This window comes from Pseudomonas sp. M47T1 (assembly GCF_000263855.1).
In the GTDB taxonomy this organism is placed as follows: Bacteria; Pseudomonadota; Gammaproteobacteria; order Pseudomonadales; family Pseudomonadaceae; genus Aquipseudomonas.
Window position 1 is genome coordinate 1 of sequence record NZ_AJWX01000057.1, and the last position, 2059, is coordinate 2059.

Genomic DNA, 2059 nt, shown 5'->3' on the forward strand with positions numbered 1-2059 from the left:
GGTGTCCGCGAACGCCGCACCCCGATCAATGGGCGAATATCGACCCGCCCTGCTTGCCCGCCATTTTCTCCGGCTTGATCAGGAACCGTGCCAGCGCCGGCAACAGCCACAGCGCGCCGAACATGTTCCACAGCAGCATGAACGTCAGCATCAGGCCCATGTCGGCCTGGAACTTGATGGCCGAGAAGATCCAGGTGCACACGCCGATTGCCAGGCACAAACCAGTGAACAGCACCGCCTTGCCGGTGGATTTCAGCGTCTGGTAGTAGGCCTCCTGCAACGGCAGGCCGGCGCGCAGGAAGCTTTCCAGGCGGCTGTAGATGTAGATGCCGTAGTCCACGCCGATGCCCACGCCCAGCGCCACCACCGGCAAGGTCGCCACCTTCACGCCAATGCCCATGAAGGCCATCAGCGCGTTGCCCAGCACCGACGTCAGCACCAGCGGCAGCACGATGCACAGCATGGCCGCGAACGAGCGGAAGGTGATCAGGCACATCACCGCCACGCAGAGGTACACCAGGATCAAGATGGTCAGTTCGGCCTGCTTGATCACCTCGTTGGTGGCCGCCTCGATGCCAGCGTTACCCGCCGCCAGCTGGAACTGCAGGCCATCGTTGTCATGGCTGGCGGCGAACTGTTTGATCACCGCCACGGCGCGGTCCAGGGTCTCGGCCTTGTGGTCGTTGAGGAACACCAGCAGCGGCGCCAGCGAGCAGTCGCCGTTGTACAGGCCGTCGGCGCGGGCCACCGAACTGTTCAGTACTTCGGGGTTGCGCGACAGGCTTTCCCACTTCAGGTTGCCCTCGTTCATGCCCTTGATGACCTGCTTGCTCACGGTGACCAGGGAAATGGTCGACTGCACGCCGGCGGTGTTGTCCAACTGCCACATCAGGTCGTCCATGGGTTGCATGGTTTCGTAGCGCGAGCAGCCCTCGGCGGCGGTCTTGACCATCACCACCAGCACGTCGGAGCTGGTGGCGTAGTGGTCGATGATGAACTGGTTGTCCTGGTTGTAGCGCGAGTCGGGACGCAGTTCCGGGGCGCCCTGGTCGAGGTCGCCGATTTTCAGGTTGTGGCCGTACCACAGGCCGCCGCACAGGGCGATCAGCGCCAGCACCACGGACACGCGGGCCACCTTGGGGTTGGCAAAGTTCGACAGCGCACGCCAGAACGGATGCTCGCGCACCGCGTCTTTCTTGCTGCGGTCGATGGCGCGCTTGCTGATGCCCACGTAGGAAATCGCCACCGGCAGCAGGATCAGGTTGGTGAAGACGATCACCGCCACGCCGATCGAGGCGCCAATGGCCAGCTCGCGGATCACGCCGATGTCGATGATCAACAGGGTGATAAAGCCCACTGCGTCGGCGAGGATGGCGATCGTGCCCGGCAGGAACAGCTGCCTAAACGTACGCCGCGCCGCCGTCAGGGCGTTGTCGGCGTCACTGGACTGCAAGGCGATGCCGTTGATTTTCTGCACACCGTGGGAAATGCCGATGGCGAAGATCAGGAACGGCACCAGCATCGAATACGGGTCCAGGCCAAAGCCGAAGGCGTGCATCAACCCCAGTTGCCAGGTAACCGCCACCAGCGTGGTGCTGAGCACGGCGATGGTGCTGCGGATGCACCAGGTGAAGAAATACAGCAGCACCAACGTGATGACGAAGGCCACGCCGAAGAACATCACCACCATCACCAGGCCGTCGATCAGGTCACCGACCTTCTTCGCGAAGCCGACAATGTGCACCTTGACGTTGGGGTTCTGGGCCTGGAACTTGTCGCGGATTTTCTCTTCCAGGCTGTGGGAAAACCTCTGGTAGTCCAGGTTGAGCAACTTGCCCTGGTCCGCCGGGTCGGGGTAGGACTCCAGCAACGGAATCTCGACAATGCTCGACTTGAAGTCGTTGGCCACCAGCCGCCCTACCTGGCCGGACTTGAGGATGTTGCTGCGCAGCAGTTCCAGGCTGTCGGCCGAGCCGTTGTAGCTCTGCGGAATCACCTCGCCACCGGCAAAGCCCTCCTCGGTCACCTCGGTCCAGCGCACGCTGGGGCTCCACAACGA

Annotated in this window: 1 protein-coding gene; it reads right to left on the bottom strand. The window is 62.8% G+C overall.

Features of this window, described 5'->3' with window-relative positions:
* Positions 1 to 25: 25 nt before the first annotated feature.
* A partial coding sequence (locus tag PMM47T1_RS28415) for an efflux RND transporter permease subunit (RefSeq protein WP_008375847.1) occupies positions 26 to 2059 on the bottom strand: 2034 nt, incomplete at its 5' end.